Source organism: Ferrimonas lipolytica (assembly GCF_012295575.1).
Classification (GTDB): domain Bacteria; phylum Pseudomonadota; class Gammaproteobacteria; order Enterobacterales; family Shewanellaceae; genus Ferrimonas; species Ferrimonas lipolytica.
In genome coordinates this window covers 3,778,192-3,796,718 of the sequence record NZ_CP051180.1, presented here as the reverse complement: position 1 = coordinate 3,796,718, position 18,527 = coordinate 3,778,192, and the positions used below count along the sequence as shown (strand labels likewise).

General features: G+C 48.6%; 26 protein-coding genes. 6 read left to right on the top strand and 20 right to left on the bottom strand.

From position 1 onward, the window contains the following. Positions 1-296: 296 nt before the first annotated feature. The 4 genes from HER31_RS17265 to HER31_RS17250 are packed head-to-tail and all read right to left on the bottom strand — an operon-like array spanning position 297 to position 3,832. Entirely contained in the window at positions 297-842 is a 546-nt protein-coding gene (locus HER31_RS17265) for a TlpA family protein disulfide reductase (RefSeq protein WP_168662509.1), read from the bottom strand. Next, complete coding sequence (locus HER31_RS17260; RefSeq protein WP_168662507.1) at positions 839-1,306, bottom strand: cytochrome c-type biogenesis protein; 468 nt, start codon at positions 1,304-1,306, stop codon at positions 839-841. The genes HER31_RS17265 and HER31_RS17260 overlap by 4 nt, the downstream gene beginning before the upstream one ends. After that, entirely contained in the window at positions 1,306-1,854 is a 549-nt protein-coding gene (locus tag HER31_RS17255; RefSeq protein WP_168662506.1) for a DsbE family thiol:disulfide interchange protein, read from the bottom strand. Before HER31_RS17255 ends, HER31_RS17260 begins: the two co-directional genes overlap by 1 nt. Before the next feature lie 13 nt (positions 1,855-1,867). After that, the gene (locus tag HER31_RS17250; protein WP_168662504.1) at positions 1,868-3,832 is read right to left on the bottom strand and encodes a heme lyase CcmF/NrfE family subunit; all 1,965 of its coding nucleotides are present in this window, start codon (positions 3,830-3,832) and stop codon (positions 1,868-1,870) included. 421 nt (positions 3,833-4,253) lie between these two features. Here HER31_RS17250 and ccmI point away from each other — a divergent pair, with 421 nt between their 5' ends. After that, complete coding sequence (gene ccmI / locus HER31_RS17245) at positions 4,254-5,492, top strand: c-type cytochrome biogenesis protein CcmI (protein ID WP_168662502.1); 1,239 nt, start codon at positions 4,254-4,256, stop codon at positions 5,490-5,492. A gap of 65 nt (positions 5,493-5,557) precedes the next feature. Here ccmI and HER31_RS17240 read toward each other — a convergent pair whose 3' ends face one another. Then, positions 5,558-5,854, bottom strand: coding sequence for a c-type cytochrome (locus tag HER31_RS17240; RefSeq protein WP_168662500.1), 297 nt, complete (start codon positions 5,852-5,854; stop codon positions 5,558-5,560). A 327-nt stretch (positions 5,855-6,181) separates the two neighbouring features. On the opposite strand from HER31_RS17240, the gene ccmA reads away from it, so the two are divergent. From ccmA to ccmE, 5 genes are read left to right on the top strand one after another with little or no spacing between them, the layout of a single operon-like run. Continuing rightward, a complete protein-coding gene (ccmA, locus tag HER31_RS17235) occupies positions 6,182-6,838 on the top strand; it encodes a cytochrome c biogenesis heme-transporting ATPase CcmA (protein WP_168662498.1) in 657 nt (218 codons plus the stop codon). 3 nt (positions 6,839-6,841) lie between these two features. Beyond that, positions 6,842-7,525, top strand: coding sequence for a heme exporter protein CcmB (gene ccmB / locus HER31_RS17230; RefSeq protein ID WP_168662496.1), 684 nt, complete (start codon positions 6,842-6,844; stop codon positions 7,523-7,525). 1 nt (position 7,526) lies between these two features. Further along, entirely contained in the window at positions 7,527-8,270 is a 744-nt protein-coding gene (locus HER31_RS17225) for a heme ABC transporter permease (RefSeq protein WP_168662494.1), read from the top strand. Then, a complete protein-coding gene (gene ccmD / locus HER31_RS17220; protein WP_168662492.1) occupies positions 8,270-8,482 on the top strand; it encodes a heme exporter protein CcmD in 213 nt (70 codons plus the stop codon). The genes HER31_RS17225 and ccmD overlap by 1 nt, the downstream gene beginning before the upstream one ends. Beyond that, entirely contained in the window at positions 8,479-8,958 is a 480-nt protein-coding gene (gene ccmE / locus HER31_RS17215) for a cytochrome c maturation protein CcmE (RefSeq protein ID WP_168662490.1), read from the top strand. Before ccmD ends, ccmE begins: the two co-directional genes overlap by 4 nt. A gap of 474 nt (positions 8,959-9,432) precedes the next feature. Here ccmE and HER31_RS17210 read toward each other — a convergent pair whose 3' ends face one another. From HER31_RS17210 to rpsN, 15 genes are all read right to left on the bottom strand, one after another. After that, positions 9,433-9,582, bottom strand: coding sequence for a hypothetical protein (locus tag HER31_RS17210; RefSeq protein ID WP_168662488.1), 150 nt, complete (start codon positions 9,580-9,582; stop codon positions 9,433-9,435). A gap of 1,713 nt (positions 9,583-11,295) precedes the next feature. Next, on the bottom strand, positions 11,296-11,685 hold the full coding sequence (rplQ, locus tag HER31_RS17205; RefSeq protein ID WP_168662486.1) for a 50S ribosomal protein L17: 390 nt from the start codon (positions 11,683-11,685) through the stop codon (positions 11,296-11,298). A 37-nt stretch (positions 11,686-11,722) separates the two neighbouring features. Further along, positions 11,723-12,715 carry a DNA-directed RNA polymerase subunit alpha gene (locus HER31_RS17200; protein ID WP_168662484.1) on the bottom strand — a complete coding sequence of 331 codons (993 nt, stop codon included), beginning with the start codon at positions 12,713-12,715 and terminating at the stop codon, positions 11,723-11,725. Positions 12,716-12,740: 25 nt separating this feature from the next. Further along, a complete protein-coding gene (gene rpsD / locus HER31_RS17195) occupies positions 12,741-13,361 on the bottom strand; it encodes a 30S ribosomal protein S4 (protein WP_168662482.1) in 621 nt (206 codons plus the stop codon). A gap of 25 nt (positions 13,362-13,386) precedes the next feature. Next, positions 13,387-13,776 (bottom strand): 30S ribosomal protein S11, encoded by a 390-nt coding sequence (gene rpsK, locus HER31_RS17190; RefSeq protein ID WP_028117124.1) that lies wholly within the window; start codon positions 13,774-13,776, stop codon positions 13,387-13,389. 14 nt (positions 13,777-13,790) lie between these two features. After that, entirely contained in the window at positions 13,791-14,147 is a 357-nt protein-coding gene (rpsM, locus tag HER31_RS17185; RefSeq protein ID WP_168662480.1) for a 30S ribosomal protein S13, read from the bottom strand. Positions 14,148-14,284: 137 nt separating this feature from the next. Continuing rightward, positions 14,285-14,398, bottom strand: a complete 114-nt coding sequence (gene rpmJ, locus HER31_RS17180; RefSeq protein ID WP_073326189.1) for a 50S ribosomal protein L36 — start codon at positions 14,396-14,398, stop codon at positions 14,285-14,287. Between the two features lie 25 nt (positions 14,399-14,423). Then, positions 14,424-15,743, bottom strand: a complete 1,320-nt coding sequence (secY, locus tag HER31_RS17175; protein WP_168662478.1) for a preprotein translocase subunit SecY — start codon at positions 15,741-15,743, stop codon at positions 14,424-14,426. A gap of 16 nt (positions 15,744-15,759) precedes the next feature. After that, complete coding sequence (rplO, locus tag HER31_RS17170; protein WP_168662476.1) at positions 15,760-16,194, bottom strand: 50S ribosomal protein L15; 435 nt, start codon at positions 16,192-16,194, stop codon at positions 15,760-15,762. Positions 16,195-16,197: 3 nt separating this feature from the next. Next, positions 16,198-16,377: a 50S ribosomal protein L30 gene (rpmD, locus tag HER31_RS17165; protein ID WP_168662475.1), complete on the bottom strand. Its 180-nt coding sequence runs from the start codon at positions 16,375-16,377 to the stop codon at positions 16,198-16,200. 5 nt (positions 16,378-16,382) lie between these two features. Beyond that, positions 16,383-16,883: a 30S ribosomal protein S5 gene (gene rpsE / locus HER31_RS17160; protein ID WP_168662473.1), complete on the bottom strand. Its 501-nt coding sequence runs from the start codon at positions 16,881-16,883 to the stop codon at positions 16,383-16,385. A gap of 14 nt (positions 16,884-16,897) precedes the next feature. Next, positions 16,898-17,248, bottom strand: a complete 351-nt coding sequence (rplR, locus tag HER31_RS17155; protein WP_168662471.1) for a 50S ribosomal protein L18 — start codon at positions 17,246-17,248, stop codon at positions 16,898-16,900. Between the two features lie 9 nt (positions 17,249-17,257). Continuing rightward, positions 17,258-17,791 carry a 50S ribosomal protein L6 gene (gene rplF / locus HER31_RS17150; protein WP_168662469.1) on the bottom strand — a complete coding sequence of 178 codons (534 nt, stop codon included), beginning with the start codon at positions 17,789-17,791 and terminating at the stop codon, positions 17,258-17,260. A gap of 13 nt (positions 17,792-17,804) precedes the next feature. Continuing rightward, on the bottom strand, positions 17,805-18,197 hold the full coding sequence (rpsH, locus tag HER31_RS17145) for a 30S ribosomal protein S8 (protein ID WP_168662467.1): 393 nt from the start codon (positions 18,195-18,197) through the stop codon (positions 17,805-17,807). A gap of 20 nt (positions 18,198-18,217) precedes the next feature. After that, entirely contained in the window at positions 18,218-18,523 is a 306-nt protein-coding gene (gene rpsN, locus HER31_RS17140) for a 30S ribosomal protein S14 (protein WP_168662465.1), read from the bottom strand. Positions 18,524-18,527 lie beyond the last annotated feature (4 nt).

Below are 18,527 nucleotides of genomic sequence, written 5' to 3'. Positions count from 1 at the left end.
AAAGTTGAATTTCTTTTTGAGGCTAAACTTCGTATTTTAAGCGTTTCGGCTTAAGGTTCGAAGCAGAGCGCCATTTTAACCAGTTAACTTACCAAGTCAAGGACTTATATGAAAAGTTAACGTAGTGGCTGACGCCATATCAACCGTTGCTACATCAGCGTTTGCTGCGTTGCCCCGTCGACAGGAAGCGCATTATAGGGTGTGATTAAAGTTACACAACCCTTAAATAGAAAAAGCAGATTGAACGGTCATTAATCCATCCAATCTGCTTTATATTGTTTAAATCTCAACCAGCGTTAGGACTTTGGTTTTAGATAGCCGTCTAACATCTGCCGAACTGCTGGATTATCCCAGTCAACAAAGCTACGTACGAATGCCACCAATTGACCATTTTCATCAAGGATGTAGGTTGCTGGAATCAAATCCGTAGGCAGGATTTGCCCGAAGCTATTACGGTTGTCGTAATAGGTACTCATATCGGCCATACCAAGCTGTTTCAAAAACGGCGCAACAACACCAGGATCTTGATCAGTGGCGATAGGAACAACAACTATACCTTTGTCTGCATACTCAGCACGGAAACGTTCTAGGGAAGGCAACTCACGTACACACGGTGGGCACCAAGTAGCCCACAGATTGATCATCGTGACCTGACCTTGAAAATCCGACAACTGTACCGGCTGCCCGTGGGGCCCTAGGAACCCAACACTTTCTAGACTCTGTGGTCGCGACAGCTGAATAAAGTTTTTAAGCGCAGGATCGGTACCGGCAGCACCTGCGCCTGGAAAGGCGGAGACACTGCTGGTAAATAGCGCGATAGCGATCAGAAACTGACGAATCACTGTTGTTGATCCTTTAGCAGCTTGTCTAACTTCTCTTTATCAATAGAAGAAACTTCAACTGAGCCTGCGGTTTGTGCACGCTGACGACGAATAAAGACAAAGCCACCAATGGCACCAATAATCAGGAATGCTACTGGCCCCATCCACAACACTGCAGTACGAGCGTCAAACGCTGGACGGTAACGCACGAAATCACCATAACGATCGGTAAAGTAAGTGATGATTTCATCATTACTCTTTCCTTCGCCAACCATTTCGTAAACCTGTAAGCGCATATCCATCGCGATTGGCGAGTTGGAATCATGCAGGTTCTGGTTCTGACATTGCGGGCAGCGAAGTTCAGCCGCTAAGCTTTGTCCGCGTTCGCGGTGTTCTTCATCATTAAATTCGTAGGTGTCGATAGGCGCGGCATGGATCGCCGCGGCCATCATGACCCCTACAACTAATGTAAGGATGCGTTTCATTAAGAGATTCCCTTTGCTTCTTGACGCAATTGCTTAATCAGCGGCATAAAATCTCGCGCCCATACGCCTGGCTCAAGTACTCCAGCAAAACGGTAGCGAACAATACCTTTGGCATCGACAACGAAGGTTTCCGGAGCGCCATAAACCCCTAGGTCAAACGCAAAGCTACCTTCCGGATCGAACAGGTTGATGCTGTACGGATCGCCACTTTTATTAAGGTAGCGAACAGCCGGCATGCGTTCATCACGATAGTTAATGCCATAGATTGGCATCTCTCCGCGTTGCTTTAACTTGTTCAAGAACGGGTGCTCATACTTACAAGATGGACACCATGTCGCCCAGACATTGATTAGGTAAACTTCACCAGCCAAATCCTTGTTAGTGATAGTAACCGCTGGATCTTCCAATTGAGTTAATTGGAATTGCGGTACCGGCTTACCTACCAGTGCTGAGTCCAGCTCTTTCGGATTCAGGTACAACCCCTGAAACAAAAATGCTGCCACCCCAAGAAAAATAACTAATGGGACGAATAATACCAAACGCTTCATTACTACTCCTCGCTTAAGCGTTGGCCAACTGCTTAGCAGTGGCTTTCTTCTTACGGCGACCTGCTGAACGCTTATCGGTAGCCGCGACGGCACCACCAACCATCATGAAGATCGAACCAATCCAGATCCAACGAACCATTGGTTTGTAGTTCAGACGCACCGCATAGTGAGTTGCATCTAACGGATCACCCATGGTCACGTAAAGGTCACGGCCAAAGCCCCAATCGATACCGGCTTCGGTCATGTTCATGGTGCGAACATTATACTTACGACGGTCTGGGTACAAAGTGGTTACGTACTCACCGTCTTTTTCGACAGTAATAACGGCTTGCTCGGCGGTGTAGTTAGGACCTTGCACCATCTGAGTTTCGACGTAGGTGTACTTGTAACCTTCCAGTTCCGCTGAAATCCCTGGCCCCATACGTACGGATTGTTCAATCTCGTAGTTAGAAACCACGGTGCCGCCAAGAATTGACATAACGATACCGGCGTGCGCCAACACCATACCCATATAGCTACGAGTAATACGACGGGTATTGAAGCTACCATCAACATCACGCAAATTGCGGAAAATGTCTTGGATTAGGGTACAAGCAACCCAAACCGCAGTGAATACCCCGGCGATAACCCAACCGTTGGTCTTGCCACCAATAACGTAAGGGGCAATCAGAGCAACTGCCAATGCGATAACTGCAGACGGCAACAACTTCTTGAGTTCACCCTGCTTGGATTTCTTCCAGCGAATGAACGGGCCAACACCCATGAACATGAACAACAGCAATACGATTGGTACGAATACGGTGTTGAAGTATGGAGGTCCTACGGAAATCTGTCCCAGACCCAATGCGTCACCCAACAGTGGGTAAAGGGTACCCAGCAATACCGAACCGGTGGCAACGACTAACAATACATTACATAGCAATAGCATGGTTTCTTTCGACAGCAACTCAAATCGAGCTGGCGATTTGAGTTCGGTCGCACGGAACGCAAACAACGTTAACGAACCACCGACAGCTAAACCAAGTAAGAGCAGAATAAATAGACCACGTGAAGGATCGGCTGCAAACGAGTGCACTGATGTCAGTACGCCGGAACGAACTAGGAAAGTACCTAAAAGGCTCAAGCTAAAGGAGAAGATAGCCAGCAGAATGGTCCAGTTACGGAAGGTACCGCGCTTCTCAGTTACGATCAGGGAGTGCACTAAAGCAGTACCAACTAACCAAGGCATAAAGGAAGCGTTTTCAACTGGATCCCAGAACCACCAACCACCCCAGCCAAGCTCGTAATATGCCCACCAAGAACCGAGGGAAATGCCCGCAGTTAGGAATGCCCAAGCAGCGAGGTTCCAAGGACGAGACCAACGTGCCCATGCAGAGTCCAAGCGGCCAGACATCAGCGCTGCGATAGCGAACGCAAATGCAACGGAGAAGCCTACGTAGCCTAAGTAAAGCAGAGGTGGGTGGAAGATAAGACCAACGTCCTGCAGCATTGGGTTCAGGTCACGCCCTTCCATCGGTACGTTTGGCAACAAGCGCTCAAACGGGCTCGAGGTGAATAGCATGAATAGGGAGAAGCCGACGGTGATCATGCCCAGTACAGCCAGAACTCGGGCGACAAAAGCGTCTTCCAATGGCTTACTGAACAATGCTACCGATACTGCCCACACTGCGATGGAGAATACCCAAAACAGGAGAGAGCCTTCGTGTCCGCCCCAGATTGCAGCAATCTTGAAGTAAACCGGCAATTGGCTATTTGAATTTGATGCAACATACATGACGGAGAAGTCATCAGTTGCAAAAGCGTAGCCCAAACAAATCACAGCGATGCTCATAAATGCGAACATGCCGTAGGTTAACGGACGGGCGAAACTCACTAAGTAGGCATCCTTGCGCACAACACCAATCAGTGGAACCACTGATAACAGCGCAGCAAAAGCCAAACCAATAATGAGAGAATAATGTCCAAGTTCCGGAATCATTAGCTTACCTCAGAGGAAAAGGGTCTCATTCATTCTACTATCTCGAGTTGAATGAGGGTCATTTGTTGCCATTTTAGGCACTATCTGTCGCAATGTCTGCTGTCGATTTTAGTTTTAGCAACCAAGCTCACAGCATCGAATTTTTCGCGGCAAACGTACAATCTACAACAACAAAAATTAAAAGGTTGTGGTTAAGACGATGATAGTTCAACAAAGTTGCGTACAATTGACAGGTTATTGGCCGAATTGTGATTACCACCCCATAACGAAATCAGAATGAAATTCTGTTGCCATGAGGGTCTGTTCAACTATTTGGCTTGCCGTATAATCCATCGTTAATTTGAAATTTTGCGTTCAGTGATTCGACTGAGCTTCGCGTTACCTCGCTTGTGAAGGTGACGTTCACCACCATGAGACTGCTATGACGAACTTTTGGATTGCTATCGCCGCCCTTACGGTATTGGCACTGGGCTTGATTTGGCTACCGTTCTTACGCCGCAATAAGCTAGACGACAAGAAAAACGACACCGAGATCCGTAAGCAGGCTAACTTAGGCCTCTACAACGAACGCTTAGAGGATCTGAATACCGAATTAACCGATGGTCGCATCAACCAAGATGAGTTCACTGCGTTAGAACAAGAACTGCAGGTGAACTTACTGCAAAACGTTGAACAGGAAGAAGACAAGCTTGTTCAGCGAAATAATAGTGTAGTTTGGCCGGTCTCAATGAGCGTTGTATTGCTTGCCATCAGTGGTTACATCTACAACGATCTTGGCCGCGCTAATGATTGGAACTTCCAAAGCGCAGGCAGCCAAGCCCCACATCAGGGCCAAACCATGACCCCTGATCAGATGATGGCGATGCAGATTGAACAGATTGAAGCGGAATTGGCTAATGATCCAAACAACAGCCAAGGCTGGTTTAACCTAGGTCACGCTTACATCAGCGCAAGCCGTTACTCTCAGGCAGTAAAAGCATTTGATAAAGCAATTGAACTAGTAGGTGCTCACGCAGACTTGCTTGGTCCAAAAGCAACCGCAATGTACTACCAAGCCGATGAGAATATCACCCCAGAAGTACGAGCTGTTATCGACCAAGCGCTAGCTGACGACGACAAAGACCCTTCAGTTCGCTTATTACTTGGTATGGACGCGTTCTTTAGCGCCAACTATGAAGAAGCCATCATGAACTGGGAGATTATCCTTACTAGCCCGCAGCAGGGAATCGATCGCGAAGGCATCATGAATGCGATTGCTCAGGCGCAGATGTTCATCGACTCAGCCAACAAGAAAGAACAAGCTAAAGCTTCAGTTGATAGCAGCAAAGCGGTAACCGTTACCGTTGAACTGGCCGCCGATCTGGTAGGTAAAGCAAAGCCAACTGACACCGTATTTGTTTACGCCAACGCCACTGGCGGTAACATGCCAGTAGCGATTGCTCGTATCGAAGTGAAAGAGTTGCCAAGTACTGTTGTACTCGATGACAGCTTCGCTATGACCGCAGACTCAACTATCAGCTCATTTGAGCAGGTAAACATTATTGCTGCGATTAATCTAAATAACAGCAAGGCGCCAACTGCCGGTGACATGCAGGGCGAACAAGCTCAAGTGAAACTGGGTCAGGCTGTAACGGTAACCATTGATACCGTTATCCAATAAGCCTTAGTGCGGGATCAAAAAAGCCTCTTCAATTGAAGAGGCTTTTTTATTAGCTCGACCGACGACTATTTGCCGGCCATGTAGTTAATCGCAGCTTTGTAATCTTCATCACTACAGTCGATACAGGCCCCTTTCGAAGGCATTGCGTTCATACCGTTGTTAACGCTCTTCAGCATTGCATCCATCCCTTTTTCAAAACGCGGCGCCCAATCCGCAGCATTTTGAAACTTTGGTGCACCAGCTAAGCCAATCGAGTGACAGGTTTTACACGCTTTCTCGTAAACCGCTTTTCCGTCTTGAGCCATCGCGTTTGTGCTAAGCGCAAAGCTGGCAACAGCTGCAAGCATTACAATTTTCTTCATCGTATTTTCCCAATCCATAGACACATCAAAAAGGCACTCATGGTGAACCAAACCAATTTTGGTCTAGATCGCTGCCACTGAAGTCTAATTCTTGCATAATTTTAGAGGTATGTCACAACCACACTCGCCCGTGCAATTCAGGAAACATCATTCGACAGTTAATCGCTCATAACAACTAGCCGTTATGTTAGTTAACTCACAACTCCAGTTTATTTTCATTTATTCAGCAACACTTACTTCACTTCTGTGAGTTGATTACGTGACCCATGTTACCGCTGTGATAACATGCCCCTAGTGTAATGACCCATAGAGAGTCAAGAGGATACGGTGACACAACCTAGCCCACAGCCATTACTGCAAGCCAAGCAGCTAACCTGTATTCGTGAAGAGCGAATCCTATTTGATGATTTGAGTTTTGATGTCTATCCAGGCGATATCATTCAGATTGAAGGACCCAATGGAGCCGGCAAAACCAGCTTACTGCGGATCCTTGCAGGCTTATCACGCCCATACAGTGGCGAGGTGTATTTTAATAACTCCGCAATCACTCAAGCCCGCGACGAGTATCATCAAGCACTGCTTTATCTTGGCCACTTGCCAGGTGTTAAAAGCGAGCTGACAGCTGAAGAAAATCTCAACTTTAATTTGAAGATGGCTGGCTATAACGATGTCCCTCTAAGTGAAATCTTAGCTCGAGTGAATCTGACTGGCTTCGAAGACCATACCGCTGGACACCTTTCCGCCGGACAGCATCGACGCATCGCCCTAGCCCGCCTCTGGCATACCGAAGCCAAGATCTGGATTGTTGATGAGCCACTTACAGCAATCGATAAACGCGGTGTTGCCGAACTGGAACAACTATTCCTGCGTCATGCTGATAACGGCGGCTGCGTGATCCTCACTACACACCAAGATCTTCAGCTAGTTGGGCCTGACCGCCTGCAGAAGCTTCGTCTTGAATATCAGTTCTCGGCAGAGGTTTAGTCAATGCGAGAAATTAGCTATTACCAAGCGTTTTCAACGGTACTTAAACGCGACCTGCAGATCGCCTTTCGCCATCGTGGTGACATATTTAACCCATTGATGTTTTTCGTGATGGTAGTGACGCTATTCCCATTAGGCATCGGCCCAGAGCCAAATACGCTTATGGAGATCGCGCCGGGAATCATCTGGGTTGCTGCACTACTGTCTTCAATGTTGTCACTCGAACGCCTGTTTAAGTCGGACTATAGTGACGGTACCCTTGAGCAGATGATGCTAAGCCCGCAACCATTATCACTTATGGTGTTAGCTAAAGTATTAGCGCATTGGATTGTGACCGGTGTGCCACTGATCCTACTTTCGCCATTATTAGCGGTTTTATTGAACCTAGATGAGAACGCTTACAGCGCTCTAATGTCTACCTTAGCAGTAGGAACGCCGATCCTATCTCTATTAGGTGCGATTGGCGTTGCGCTTACAGTCGGTCTGCCAAAAGGCGGCGTGCTACTAAGCCTGTTGATCCTACCTTTATACATTCCGGTATTAATCTTCGCTACTAGCGCAATTGATGCCGCATCAATGAACTTACCCTTTTTAGGTCACCTTGCTATCTTAGCGGCCCTACTAGTAGGTTCTTTAGTCCTAGCGCCAGTTGCGATTAGCGCTTCATTACGAGTGAGTACAAACTGATATGTGGAAGTGGTTACATCCTTATGCCAATCCTGAGCGAGCCTACCAACTCGCAGGTACAATGCTGCCTTGGTTTGCAGTATTAGCCACCTTATTAATCGCTACCGGCACCATCTGGGGCTTAGGTTTTGCCCCAGTTGATTATCAGCAGGGTGACTCTTATCGCATCATTTTTGTCCACGTACCAGCAGCATCGATGTCGATGTCCGCTTACATGGCCATGGCCGTATGTGCCTTTATTGGGTTGGTATGGCAGATTAAAATGGCAGACATTGCCGCTGCTGCGATCGCACCGGTTGGCGCAATCTTAACGGTTATTGCCTTGGTTACTGGTGCAGCTTGGGGTAAACCAATGTGGGGCGCGTGGTGGGTGTGGGATGCTCGTCTGACTTCCGAGTTAGTATTGCTGTTCCTATACTTGGGCGTAATCGCGCTTTATGCCTCGTTTGAAGACAAGGTTATGGCAGCTAAGGCTGCCGGCATATTGGCAATTGTTGGCGTTATCAACCTGCCAATTATCAAGTACTCCGTTGAGTGGTGGAATACCCTACACCAGCCGAACGCTATCACCGTAGGCAAGAGCAACGCCATGCCTCCAGAGATGTTGATTCCACTGCTGTGCAATATCTTTGGCTTTGCAATGCTTATCGCAACCTTAAGTACACTTCGCTTCCGCGCTGAAGTGTTAGCCCGAAACAGCATGCGCCCATGGGTTCGTGCCCTTGTTGCCAAGGAGTGCAAATAATGGATTTAAGCTTTCAGTTTTCCTCTTTAGGTGAATTTTTGCAAATGGGTGGCTATGCACAATATGTATGGCTATCCTACGGAATCGCATTCATCGGGTTAGGTAGCATTACTATCGCATCTATCCGTAAACGCAAAGCCGTACTACAACAGATTGCCAGCAAGCAGATTCGTGAAGAACGTTTGCGTCAACACAGGAGTCAAAATCAATGAATCCACGCCGTAAAAAGCGCCTCTTGTTCGCCACCGTTTTAATTGGTGGCGTTGCTGCCGTAGCTTCACTGTTACTGTTTGCACTGAATTCGAACTTGGACCTGTTCTACACTCCAACCGAAGTGGTTCAAGGCAGAAACGATGGCGGTGCTAAACCTGATGTAGGCCAACGGATCCGCGTTGGTGGCATGGTAGTAGAAGGCTCAGTAGAGCGTGATCCAACCAGCCTTAAGATCGCTTTCCAGGTAGCAGACACTGGCCCAGCCATTACCGTACTCTACGATGGCATGCTGCCGGATCTATTTCGCGAAGGTCAAGGCATCGTAGCCCAAGGCACCTTGGTTGAACCTGGCGTGCTAGAAGCCTCTGAAGTTCTTGCTAAACACGATGAGAACTACATGCCGCCAGAGGTTGCTGAAGCCATGGGTAAAGAGCATAAAAAGATGGAATATAGCGAAGGACAAAGCGGGTACTAAGCGCTAGACGTCTCAGCAAATCTAAAAAAAGCTTCCAATATGGAAGCTTTTTTTATGACTGCCATTTCCTTAACCCAACCATATGAAATAACAATTTGTAGTGATGTGATTGACGCACCTCTCACAGCCGGCATCGCAATGCTCCAGAATGAGTCAAGCAATGCTATTCGCTAGAAGGAGTGTCCATCATGAATATTAAGGCAGTCGGCATTGACCTGAAGAGAATGTTTTCTAAGTTTGTGCAGCTTGATGATGGCAGCATCAACTGGAACTGAAAGGCACTGTAATCGCGATGTAAACCTGATCACTGGGACGGACATGACTTGGAGATGGGCTTAACCACTATTATTGCCTGCTCAGGCAGCCAAGCGCATACGCGTCAGCAGAAGAACGATAGCTACCTGCAATAGTAGCGCCAGAGCATTGATGCGGTGTCAGCTCTATAGTGCTTGCGCAACGCACAGCCACCTCCAATCAGATACAGGCATTAGCAATGCCATACAGTGTTGTTTCCCCTAAAGGCATTACAACGATGCTAGAGGCCGTACCTGATGCTATTGCAGCGCCGACCAATGGGCTGACAGCAACAATGCGTAGTTTGTTGGCTGGTTTGGTTGACGACATTCGGTTGCTAAATAGTGATATAGAAAAACTGGCCTACCATCGTAGTCGGCTGCAATCAGCAAGATAGTTACCAGTCACTACTTGGGGCACTAGGATTCGGCCCTATTTGTGCATTAGCAATGATCAACGAAGCTGGTGATGGTAAACAGTTTCAAAAAGACCAACGGCAGTCTACCGGCGATATAGCTTAGTACCTAGTCAGCACCGTTCTAGTGGAGAATCGATACTCGGTTCCATCACGAAGTATGAGAGCAAAGATCTGCGTGTTCTGCTCATGCATGATGCGGGGCACTCATCAGATTTATCGACTAACGGGATGCCTACTTGACTGTTGGGTTCGCCAACTCATTGAGCTTAGAGGAGAGCACAAAACTACGGTCGCTCTAACGAACGAACTGGCTCGAATCGCTTGCTGCATTCTGGCCCAAAGTGTCGGTCTGATGCGACCTTAGCGTTTGCTAATGTCTCCTCTGAACCAGTATTTAGTTAACAGGTAAAACACTACACCACAAGGATTGCTAATACTGATGAACAAACAGTTAACGTCCCTAGTTGAACCTAGTCCTAACCAAGGAACAAAATTGATACCGATATAATTATCAGGAGCTAAAGTTCCGATTACATCAAGGCAATCGGAAGACCGTTAAGACGCCGAATATATGGTCAATTAACAGCATATAGTTCGTTAAGTCAGCATTAGGCAGCTACTACGACTGTTTCACCGATTGAATTACACCTCGACATTCTTATCTGCTTCACCCTTACTAGCAAGGTGCTAACACCCGGGTCCAAGTCAGACTTGCAAATAGCTTTATCAAGCGCATTGCTCCTTCTGCTCCTAGATCTCCTGCGATCTGGGACTCACAGCCCACACCTATAGCACCGGCCGAGCTGCGATAATCATTACCTTAGTCTGGATCGAATAAGCCGCCAACAACTCGTCCTAGCTCCAGCAAAATGGCTCCTTTGGAAGCAGAGGATATGTAACTAACATCGCCAATCAAAGCTAACTAAGTGCAGTATCTGACATTGTCGTTTCAGAAGGTTGGGGTAATTGCCGGCGCAGTCTTAGCCACCTTATACCGATGAGAATACATCTCTGTATTGGTTAGATTAGCCAATTGAATCGATCCGCCTTACTCGTCTAACCGTCCGCCACGTATCTAAGCTCACCAGCAAGCAGAGCCGATACTAGTAACAACAAGTCGCATAGATCATTGTCCGCACCATGCAACCTAGATTGGATAATCTACGATAGTTTCACGCCAATACCCTGACTGTTTTAACTAACACATATCAACGTTCTAAAAGTATTCTCGTTGCAGCCCATTTGGACACCGCAGAAAATGTACGCCGTTGTACTTTAGCCATTGAAGGCGTTTGTGCGCGCACTGTATCGCTCAGTTGAACCTCTAAGGGTTTAGGGACGGCGGAGGGCTGAGGGCTGAGGGCTGAGGGCGGAGGGCTGAGGGCGGAGGGCTGAGGGCTGAGGGCTGAGGGCTGAGGGCTGAGGGCTGAGGGCTGAGGGCTGAGGGCTGAGGGCTGAGGGCTGAGGGCTGAGGGCTGAGGGCTGAGGGCTGAGGGCTGAGGGCTGAGGGCTGAGGGCTGAGGGCTGAGGGCTGAGGGCTGAGGGCTGAGCAGCAAAATGAGGACAGCTATATTGCAGATACAAAAAAAGCGAGCCGAAGCTCGCTTTTTTCTTATCCGATAGAATTACTCAGCTTCAGCTGGTGCTTCTTCAGATACTGGACGCTCTACCAACTCGATGAATGCCATAGGAGCATTATCACCGGTACGGAAGCCACATTTTAGGATGCGGGTGTAACCACCAGCGCGCTCCAGGTAACGTGGACCCAGTTCATTAAACAGTTTGCCTACAGCCGCTTTATCACGGGTACGGGCGAATGCCAGACGGCGGTTAGCAACGCTGTCAGTCTTAGCCAAAGTGATCAGTGGCTCTACTACACGGCGCAGCTCTTTTGCCTTAGGCAGGGTCGTTTTAATAACTTCGTGGCTAACCAACGACACAGCCATGTTGCGGAACATAGCTTGACGATGGCTGCTGTTACGATTCAGTTGACGACCGCTCTTACGATGGCGCATGACCTTATCCTTCTAACCTAAATCTCTTACGACTGGGTTACATGTTGTCGACTAATGAAGCTGGTGGCCAGTTCTCAAGGCGCATGCCCAAAGATAGACCACGGGAAGCCAATACGTCTTTGATCTCAGTGAGAGACTTCTTACCCAAGTTAGGGGTCTTCAGTAGCTCAACTTCGGTACGTTGTACCAGATCGCCAATGTAGTGAATGGCTTCTGCTTTCAAACAGTTAGCCGAACGAACTGTCAGTTCCAGATCGTCGACAGGACGCAGCAGAATCGGATCGAATTCCGGCTTCTCTTCTTTCTCTTCCGGCTCACTTACATCGCGCAAGTCAACGAAGGCCTCTAATTGCTCAGCCAAAATAGTGGCTGAACGACGGATCGCTTCTTCAGGATCCAGAGTACCATCGGTGTGCATGTCGATGATCAGTTTGTCTAGGTTAGTACGCTGTTCAACACGAGCAGCTTCAACATTGTAAGCAATGCGAACTACTGGGCTGAATGACGCATCAACCAACAGACGGCCAATCGGACGTTCATCCTCTTCAGCCTGAGCACGAGCGGACGCAGGCATGTAGCCGCGGCCGATCTCTACCTTGATGCGCATGCTGATTTCAGCATCGGCACCGGTCAGAGTACAGATAAGATGATCGGGATTAACGATCTCTACATCACCATCATGGGTGATATCTGCTGCAGTGACAGGGCCCGCACCGGACTTGCTCAGGGTCAGAGTAGCTTCCTCTTTGCCTTCGAGCTTCACTGCTAAACCTTTAAGGTTCAACAGGATCTCGAGCACGTCCTCTTGGACACCCTCTTTGCTGCTGTACTCGTGCAATACACCGTCGATTTCAACTTCGGTAACTGCACAACCAGGCATGGAAGAGAGCAGAATGCGACGAAGAGCGTTGCCTAAAGTGTGGCCAAAACCACGCTCAAGGGGCTCCAAAGTCACTTTAGCTCGATTAGAACTAACCTGATCAATATCAACAAGTCGTGGCTTTAGAAATTCGGTAACAGAACCCTGCATTTTGTCCTCTCTTTACGGTTAAGCTTTACTTAGAGTAAAGCTCTACGATCAGCTGTTCGTTGATTTCAGCAGACAAGTCGCTACGTTCTGGGAAGCGCTTGAAAGTGCCTTCCATTTTAGCGCCGTCAACTTCAACCCAAGTCGGCTTCTCACGTTGTCCAGCAACTTCCAATGCACCTTTGATGCGGGCTTGCTTCTGAGACTTCTCACGAACAGATACAATATCGTTCGGAGATACGCGGAAAGACGGGATGTTTACAACACGACCGTTAACCTTGATGGCTTTGTGGCTTACCAGCTGACGTGCTTCAGCGCGAGTAGCACCAAAACCCATGCGGTAAACTACGTTGTCTAGACGAGACTCCAGCAGAACCAACAGGTTCTCACCGGTGTTGCCCTTCTGACGAGCCGCGTCCTTGTAGTAGTTCCGGAATTGCTTTTCCAGAATGCCGTAAATACGACGAACTTTTTGTTTTTCGCGCAGCTGGACACCGTAGTCGGACAAACGCGAGCGACGAGCGCCGTGTTGACCAGGAACGGTATCGATCTTGCACTTAGAATCGATCGCTCGCACACCGCTTTTCAGGAACAGATCTGTTCCTTCACGACGGCTCAGCTTGAGCTTAGGACCTAAATATCTTGCCATGTTACTTCTCCAACTGTCCTAAAGGTTAAACGCGACGCTTTTTAGGCGGGCGACAACCGTTGTGTGGGATCGGAGTCACATCGGTGATGTTGGTGATACGGAAACCCGCAGCATTCAACGCACGAATGGATGATTCACGACCAGGACCAGGACCTTTCACCTCTACTTCCAGGTTCTTCAGGCCATACTCTTTTGCGATTTCAGCGCAACGCTCAGCAGCAACCTGTGCAGCGAACGGAGTAGACTTACGAGAACCACGGAAACCAGAACCACCTGCGGTGGCCCATGCCAGAGCGTTGCCCTGACGGTCAGTGATAGTCACAATGGTGTTGTTGAAGGAAGCATGAACGTGTGCAATACCGTCTGCGACCTGCTTACGTACCTTCTTACGAGTACGAGAAGGAGCTTTAGCCATTGGTTAAATTCCCCTTACTTCTTAATCGGTTTACGTGGACCCTTACGGGTACGCGCGTTAGTCTTGGTACGTTGTCCACGAAGTGGCAAGCTGCGACGGTGACGCAGGCCGCGGTAGCAACCTAGGTCCATCAGACGCTTGATGTTCATGGAGATCTCACGACGCAAGTCACCTTCTACGGTGAATTGGCCAACGACTTCACGCACTTTATCAATGGTGGACTCGTCCAGATCTTTAAACTTTACATCTTCAGCGATGCCAGCAGCCGCGCAAACTTCGATTGCGCGAGTACGGCCGATGCCGAAAATGGCGGTTAGAGCGATCACCGCGTGTTTATGCTCTGGAATGTTAATGCCAGCGATACGGGCCACTATAGCACTCCTACATTATTATGGTTGACCGTGAAAAGCCCGGTAGGATACTCGACAGCCAACTCGATTGCAACAACACAGGGGCTGACCTGTTGGTCAGCCCTGTGCACTTTTGTCGGTTTCTCGACTATTGTCGATTAACCTTGACGCTGTTTGTGCTTCGGCTCAGAGCAGATAACACGAACAACGCCATTACGTTTGATAACTTTACAGTTGCGGCACATGGCCTTAACTGATGCACGAACTTTCATTTTGATACTCCGTGGATTGGTTCGCTTAACGGCCGTAGCCCTTAAGGTTGGCTTTCTTCAAGACTGACTCATACTGAGAAGACATCAGGTGAGTCTGAACTTGCGCCATGAAATCCATAATTACAACCACCATAATCAACAGTGAGGTTCCACCTAAGTAGAACGGCACGTTGGTGGTGATCATCATGAACTCCGGAACCAGACAGATAAAGGTGATATAAGCCGCACCAACCAAAGTTAGGCGAGTCATCACTTTATCGATATAGCGGGCAGTCTGCTCGCCTGGACGAATTCCAGGGATAAACGCACCACTCTTCTTCAAGTTGTCGGCTGTTTCACGCGGGTTGAAAACCAACGCCGTGTAAAAGAAACAGAAGAACACGATTGCTACAGCGTAAATCAACACGTAAAGCGGTTGACCCGGAGACAATGCCAGAGAAATATCCGACAAGATGCCACCAGAGCTTTTATCAAACCACTGGGCTAGCGTACCTGGAAACAGGATTAAGCTAGACGCGAAGATAGGCGGAATCACACCGGCCATATTAACTTTTAGAGGTAAATGAGTGCTTTGTGCGGCAAACACTTTACGACCTTGCTGACGCTTGGCGTAGTTTACCACAATACGGCGTTGACCGCGCTCCATAAATACCACAAAAGCTGTTACCAGACCAACAAGAACCACGATACCGAGCAATAAGAGCAAGTGCAGTTCACCTTGACGTGCTTGCTCTGCCGTTTGGCCAATCGCAGACGGTAAGCCAGCTACAATACCTGTAAAAATCAGGATTGAGATGCCATTACCAATGCCACGTTCGGTGATCTGTTCACCCAACCACATTAGGAACATGGTACCGGTCACTAGGGAAACGATTGCTACAAAGTAGAAACCGAAACCTGGATTAGCAACCAGCCCTGGAACCATTGAAGGTAGGCCAGTCGCTACACCGATAGACTGGAAGAAAGCTAGGCCCAATGTGCCGTAACGAGTCCACTGGTTAATCTTACGACGACCAGTCTCCCCTTCTTTCTTCCACTCTGCCAAGGTTGGGTGAACTACCGTTAATAACTGCATAATAATCGATGCAGAGATGTACGGCATGATACCCAACGCAAACACAGAAGCACGCTCCAAGGCGCCACCGGAGAACATGTTAAACATCTCCACGATGGTGCCCTGTTGCTGATTGAACAGCTCGGCAAGAACAGCAGCGTCAATACCAGGAATTGGCACGAAAGAACCAGCTCGGAACACAATAATGGCTCCAAGGACAAACAACAGGCGCGCTTTCAGTTCAGAAAGGCCCCCTTTCGCACTTTTTAACTCAAGTCCTGGCTTTGCCATTGCTTACTCTTTCCCGTTACTCTTCGATCTTGCCGCCCGCGGCCTCAATGGCTTCACGAGCACCCTTGGTCACTTTAAGACCAGAGATTGTTACTGGGCGCTCGATTTTACCTGAAAGGACAACTTTCGCAAACTGAATGTTTGCAGTAATGATGCCAGCTTCTTTCAGAGTTGCCAGTGAAACTACGTCGCCTTCTACTTTCGCTACTTCGTGCAGACGCACTTCAGAGGAAACCAGAGACTTACGAGAAGTAAAACCAAACTTAGGTAGACGCTGTTTCAAAGGCATCTGACCGCCTTCAAAACCAGGACGAATGCCGCCGCCGGAGCGAGACTTCTGACCTTTATGACCACGACCACCAGTTTTACCCAGGCCTGAACCGATACCACGGCCAACGCGCTTAGCGTCGGTCTTGGCACCAGGAGCTGGAGACAAAGTATTTAAACGCATATCTTAGTCCTCAACCTTAACCATGTAGTAAACCTTGTTGATCATACCACGTACAGCAGGAGTATCTTCCAGCTCTACGGTGTGACCGATTTTGCGCAGACCTAGGCCAGTCAAAGTAGCCTTGTGCTTCGGCAAACGACCGATAGCAGATTTAGTCTGAGTAACCTTAACAGTTTTAGCCATTGTGATTACCCTCGCAATTCTTCAACACGCAAACCACGCTTGGCTGCCACTTGCTCCGGAGAGTTCATGGAAGTCAGAGCATCTACGGTTGAACGTACGATGTTGATCGGGTTAGTAGAACCGTAAGCTTTGGCAAGTACGTTATGTACACCAGCAACTTCCAGTACGGCGCGCATTGCACCACCGGCAATAATACCAGTACCGTCAGAAGCAGGCTGCATGTAAACCTTAGAACCAGAGTGACGACCTTTTACCGGGTGGAATAAGGTGCCTTTGTTCAGGTCAACAGTCAGCATGTTGCGACGTGCTTTTTCCATTGCTTTTTGAATAGCAGCTGGAACTTCACGTGCTTTACCGTAGCCGAAGCCTACTTTACCGTTACCGTCACCAACTACAGTCAGTGCGGTGAAGCTAAAGATGCGACCACCTTTAACAACTTTAGAAACGCGGTTTACTGCAATCAATTTCTCTTGCAGATCACCGGCTTGATTATCATGATTCGCCATTTTCCACTCCCAACTTAGAACTGGAGGCCAGCTTCACGAGCAGCGTCAGCCAAAGCTTGTACGCGACCGTGATACTTAAAGCCACTGCGATCAAAGGCCAAGGTAGTGATACCTTTTTCCTGAGCGCGCTCAGCTACCGCTTTACCAACTACCTTAGCGGCGTCGATGTTACCGGTGCCCTTCAGTTGCTCAGCAATTGCTTTCTCAACGGTAGAGGCAGCAGCCACTACGGTAGCGTCAGCAGTAATAACCTGAGCGTAGATGTGGCGCGGAGTACGGAATACGACCAGACGAGTCGCACCCATTTCCTGAATTTGTTTGCGTGCGCGAGTTGCGCGACGCGTACGAGCTGCTTTCTTGTCCATCGTATTACCTTACTTCTTCTTGGCCTCTTTACGACGCACGTTCTCATCTGCGTAACGTACACCTTTGCCTTTGTATGGCTCTGGTTTACGGTATGCGCGGATGTTCGCAGCAGCTTGACCTACAACCTGCTTGTCGGCGCCTGTGAGGACGATTTCAGTTTGGCTTGGGCACTCAGCCTTCACACCTTCTGGCAACTCGTAGTTGACAGGGTGAGAGAAACCAAGAGTCAAGTTAACAACATTACCTTTAACGTTGGCACGGTAACCAACACCGTTTAGCTGCAGCTTCTTAGTGAAGCCAGCAGTAACGCCAGTAACCATGTTGTTAACCAAAGCGCGTACGGTACCAGCTTGAGCCCATGCGTTGGCAAAGCCTTCACGTGGACCGAAAGTGATTTCGTTATCGCCTTTAACTACTTCAACTGCAGCGTGAAATACGCGAGTCAGAGTACCCTTACCACCTTTAATGGTGATTTCTTGACCGTTAACGGTCACTTCTACGCCTGAAGGGATAGCAACAGGTGCCTTAGCTACACGAGACATTAGTGCTCCTCCCTTACGCTACGTAGCAGATGATCTCGCCACCCATACCCAAATTACGGGCTGCGCGGTCGGTCATCACACCTTGTGAGGTGGATACGATAGCAATACCAAGTCCACCCATAACTTTAGGTAACGCATCTTTTTTCTTATAGATACGTAGACCTGGGCGACTGGCACGCTCGATAGATTCAACTACCGGCTTACCTTGGAAGTACTTCAAAGTTACTTCCAGAGTAGGTTTAACGTCACCTGAGACGGCGAAGTCAGCAATAAAACCTTCTGCTTTTAATACAGAAGCAATTGCTTTCTTCAGCTTTGAGGACGGCATGGTCACTGCAACTTTGTTGGCAGCCTGGCCGTTGCGGATGCGCGTCAGCATATCCGCGATCGGATCTTGCATGCTCATATTCGCTTACTCCCGAATGCTTACCAAGAGGCCTTTTTAAGACCAGGAACTTCACCACGCATGGCTGCTTCACGCAATTTGATACGGCTCAGGCCGAATTTGCGTAAAAAGCCGTGTGGGCGACCAGTGATGTTGCAGCGGTTACGCTGACGAGATGCACTGGAGTCACGAGGGAGTTGCTGCAGTTTGAGCACTGCATTCCAACGATCTTCTTCAGATGCGTTAACATCCTTAATGATAGCTTTTAGCGCCGCACGCTTTTCAGCGTACTGTGCTACCAGCTTGGTGCGCTTTGCATCGCGCGCCTTCATTGATAGTTTAGCCATAACC

Bases quoted from the DNA above. Each gene is read 5' to 3' on its own strand.
- rpsN (WP_168662465.1), bottom strand. From the start codon at position 18,523: ATGGCTAAACTATCAATGAAGGCGCGCGATGCAAAGCGCACCAAGCTG.
- ccmD (WP_168662492.1), top strand. From the start codon at position 8,270: ATGGATTTAAGCTTTCAGTTTTCCTCTTTAGGTGAATTTTTGCAAATG.
- HER31_RS17250 (WP_168662504.1), bottom strand. From the start codon at position 3,832: ATGATTCCGGAACTTGGACATTATTCTCTCATTATTGGTTTGGCTTTT.
- HER31_RS17260 (WP_168662507.1), bottom strand. From the start codon at position 1,306: ATGAAACGCATCCTTACATTAGTTGTAGGGGTCATGATGGCCGCGGCG.
- rpsE (WP_168662473.1), bottom strand. From the start codon at position 16,883: ATGGCGAATCATGATAATCAAGCCGGTGATCTGCAAGAGAAATTGATT.
- rplF (WP_168662469.1), bottom strand. From the start codon at position 17,791: ATGTCTCGTGTAGCTAAGGCACCTGTTGCTATCCCTTCAGGCGTAGAA.
- rplO (WP_168662476.1), bottom strand. From the start codon at position 16,194: ATGCGTTTAAATACTTTGTCTCCAGCTCCTGGTGCCAAGACCGACGCT.
- HER31_RS17200 (WP_168662484.1), bottom strand. From the start codon at position 12,715: ATGCAGGGTTCTGTTACCGAATTTCTAAAGCCACGACTTGTTGATATT.
- rpsH (WP_168662467.1), bottom strand. From the start codon at position 18,197: ATGAGCATGCAAGATCCGATCGCGGATATGCTGACGCGCATCCGCAAC.
- HER31_RS17225 (WP_168662494.1), top strand. From the start codon at position 7,527: ATGTGGAAGTGGTTACATCCTTATGCCAATCCTGAGCGAGCCTACCAA.
- rplQ (WP_168662486.1), bottom strand. From the start codon at position 11,685: ATGCGCCATCGTAAGAGCGGTCGTCAACTGAATCGTAACAGCAGCCAT.
- HER31_RS17255 (WP_168662506.1), bottom strand. From the start codon at position 1,854: ATGAAGCGTTTGGTATTATTCGTCCCATTAGTTATTTTTCTTGGGGTG.
- ccmB (WP_168662496.1), top strand. From the start codon at position 6,842: ATGCGAGAAATTAGCTATTACCAAGCGTTTTCAACGGTACTTAAACGC.
- rpmD (WP_168662475.1), bottom strand. From the start codon at position 16,377: ATGGCTAAAACTGTTAAGGTTACTCAGACTAAATCTGCTATCGGTCGT.
- HER31_RS17240 (WP_168662500.1), bottom strand. From the start codon at position 5,854: ATGAAGAAAATTGTAATGCTTGCAGCTGTTGCCAGCTTTGCGCTTAGC.
- ccmE (WP_168662490.1), top strand. From the start codon at position 8,479: ATGAATCCACGCCGTAAAAAGCGCCTCTTGTTCGCCACCGTTTTAATT.
- rplR (WP_168662471.1), bottom strand. From the start codon at position 17,248: ATGGACAAGAAAGCAGCTCGTACGCGTCGCGCAACTCGCGCACGCAAA.
- secY (WP_168662478.1), bottom strand. From the start codon at position 15,743: ATGGCAAAGCCAGGACTTGAGTTAAAAAGTGCGAAAGGGGGCCTTTCT.
- rpsK (WP_028117124.1), bottom strand. From the start codon at position 13,776: ATGGCTAAAGCTCCTTCTCGTACTCGTAAGAAGGTACGTAAGCAGGTC.
- rpmJ (WP_073326189.1), bottom strand. From the start codon at position 14,398: ATGAAAGTTCGTGCATCAGTTAAGGCCATGTGCCGCAACTGTAAAGTT.
- ccmI (WP_168662502.1), top strand. From the start codon at position 4,254: ATGACGAACTTTTGGATTGCTATCGCCGCCCTTACGGTATTGGCACTG.
- HER31_RS17210 (WP_168662488.1), bottom strand. From the start codon at position 9,582: ATGTCGTCAACCAAACCAGCCAACAAACTACGCATTGTTGCTGTCAGC.
- rpsD (WP_168662482.1), bottom strand. From the start codon at position 13,361: ATGGCAAGATATTTAGGTCCTAAGCTCAAGCTGAGCCGTCGTGAAGGA.